General features: G+C 30.9%; 1 protein-coding gene. It reads left to right on the top strand.

The features are described 5' to 3' along the window. The first annotated feature begins 1,240 nt into the window (after nt 1–1,240). On the top strand, nt 1,241–2,683 hold the full coding sequence (locus ACP6PL_RS11125) for a GTP-binding protein (protein WP_426545330.1): 1,443 nt from the start codon (nt 1,241–1,243) through the stop codon (nt 2,681–2,683). The last annotated feature ends 387 nt before the right edge of the window (nt 2,684–3,070 follow it).

Raw genomic sequence — 3,070 nt, 5'->3', positions numbered from 1 at the left:
TTTCCCTACTTCCACAGATACTAAATTTTGTGAAACTTGAGAAATTCGGAAAAATTCTGCAAAGGGTATTTAGTTTAGGTAAACCCAAGAAAATTATTTTCTCAAGTCTTTTGCTTCTTCACTAATAAGTCATGTTTTGCCACAGGATAAAAATTTAGAAGTTGTCTTACTCCGGCAAAATAATATGGCAATAGGAAATAGATACCTGTGCTAGATAACTAGTCAATTTAGAATTTGTAGGGAGTATCTAACAACCTACTGATAAATAACAATATGACTTAATAGTAAACCTATATTGTTCCCAATGTTTTAAGCGTGCCAAATTTTCATAGTCTTCTTAATTTATTGCTACTTGCAACAAACTCAGTCTAAAGTCATAAGAGCTATATTCATCTATTTGAGCATAATTTTCTTTGATAATTTATTTAATTTTACCTCTTACCAATTCTTCCCAATTTATGAAACTTACCAAATTATCAAAATATTCTTGCTCAATGTCCATTTCTAAACACTCTGTCTAAGAAAAATATTTTTTTCTTTTACTCTGAGTGATTTGATAATTATTTTTTTCGAGAATGTTCTTAATCTCAATTATTACCAAATTTTTCCAATTTGATAGAAATTCTAGATCCCTAATAGATTGACCATCTATCACTATTATCAACTCTAAATTATTGGAATTTTCACTCATGTTGATCTGAAAAAGTAAACTTATACTAATTATCAACCTTTTCCCTAAACTCAATGAGAAGTCTTTCATAAATTATGCCAATTGATTTGAGAACATTAGATCATTAGTACCGATTGCTATAGCAGTCCTATTTAAGTTGTGAGATATTGTAGACTTTGAGGAGACAGTGATTAGTGGGAATAGGAAAAAATAAAATTATCATAAATAACTCCCGATTACTATAATATTTTGATAACGATAGGTGGAGCAAAAAGGAAAGTTAAATCTCTATCTAGATTAATTTTACTTGAAACAAGTAGAATTTATACCAAATTAGATGACCTTATTTCCGTAAAAATTACTGGAATGCTTCAGTATCAAAATATGATAATTTATTAAGTAAATTATCAACTTATATAGCTAGTAAAATTAAGATAAACTTGATATTTTTAAGTTAATCTCAATCATTTCTGATACCGAAGTTTAATATATAAATAAAAAGCTGATAGGTCAGTCCTAATTGCTATAATGACACTTTAATTTCCTACTAAATTATCTAAGGCAAGTCTAATCTTGAATAACTCAAATATCTACCCAGAAATAATTACAGAAAATTCTCAATCAACAGAAAGTTATCGTAAACAAGGTCAACTTCACTGGAAGCGAGCTAGAGCAAGTTTACGAAAAGCTTTAAATAGATATTCTGTCTGGCAAGATGTCTCACAAAAAACAATCGACTCTGAATTACCATCTACTATCAAAACTCAATTAGATTTATTAAAATCAAATATTGATAAGCTCGACCAAGAAGTGATTCAAATAGCTGTTTTTGGTCTGGTAAGTCGTGGTAAATCAGCAGTTTTAAATGCTTTATTAGGTGAAAAAATATTAGAAACAGGTCCTCTTAATGGTGTGACTCAATGGCCACGTTCTATTAGATGGACTCCCAATATTTTTGTTAATTCCAATCAACAAGAAGTAGTAAAAGTAGACTTAATAGATACTCCGGGATTAGATGAAGTTGCGGGTCAAGTTCGTGGAGAAATGGCAAAGGAAGTTGCTCGTCAAGCTGATTTAATTTTATTTGTTGTTTCTGGGGATATTACTCGGACTGAATATGATGCTTTGTCTGAGTTACGGAAGGCTAAAAAACCGTTAATTTTAGTATTTAATAAAATTGATTTATATTCAGAAACGGAACGAGAAGAAATTTATCAAAATTTACAAAATCTGGCTGTTCATCAGTTAGGAGAATTAGAGGATACTTACTCTCCTTCAGAAGTAGTAATGGTGGCTGCGGAACCAACTCCTATACCTGTAAGAATTGAATGGTCTGATGGTAATGTAACTCACGAGTGGGAAACTTTGCCTCCTCAAATAGATGAGTTAAAACAAAAAATAATTACTATTTTAGAGCGGGAAGGGAGATCGCTTTTAGCTTTAAATGCGTTAGTTCGAGCTAGAGAAGCTGAGGTAAATATTGCTCATAAAACTGTTAAGGTTAAACAAAATGAAGCTGATGATTTAATTTGGAATTTTGCTAAGTATAAAGCGTTAGCTGTTGCTATTAATCCTATTTCTATTATTGATGTAGTGGGAACGACTGTAATAGATTTATCATTAATTCGCTCTTTGTCTCGTCTTTATAATTTGCCTATGACTAGCTATGAAGCAGGTAAACTTTGGAAAATAATTATTTTTAGTGCTGGTGGTATATTGTTGGGTGATTTGGGAAGTAGTTTATTATTAGGTTTAGGAAAGGTTGATATTGTTTCTTATGCTGGAGTTGCTATTACTCAAGCTTCTATTGCTGCTTATGGAACTTATGCTATTGGTAGTGCTACTAAAGTTTATTTGGAAAGGGGTTGTACTTGGGGATCTTTGGGGCAAGATATAGTTATTCAGGATATTTTAAGTCAGGTAGAACCGGATACAATAATTTATCGTTTACAACAGGAATTAATAAAGAAGGAAGAAGGAAGAAGTAAGAGGGAAGAAGGAAGAGGTTTATAAATTTTCTGGAAAATATTTTTCATTGAGTGTCTGTTTTGTTAATAAGACCTTCTATTTTTTAGCTATCGCCTCAAATAAGGAAGAAGTAATAAGGAAGAAATTAGTAACTTATATAAGGTAAGGAAGGAGTTAGTAAATTTTCTGGAAAATATTTTTCAATTAGACTTTGTCTATTTGTAGCGATCGCCTATTTGTTTTTAATATCAAATATTTTTGGTAATTGTCAACTTGAATTTTAATTCTTGAAACTTAATAAATAAACGGAAATAGGGTAGAGAAGAGACTTTCCAGTTTGTCAATCTTTCCCCATTCGTGAATATAGTGAGTTTTGCCAGAAATGCAGAGATTAATTTGCCGAGAAACTTCTATTGCGTATATCGCAATAGA

Source organism: Dapis purpurea BLCC-M126, assembly GCF_050015975.1.
GTDB lineage: Bacteria > Cyanobacteriota > Cyanobacteriia > Cyanobacteriales > Microcoleaceae > Trichodesmium.
This window is presented reverse-complemented; position numbering and strand designations above follow the sequence as displayed.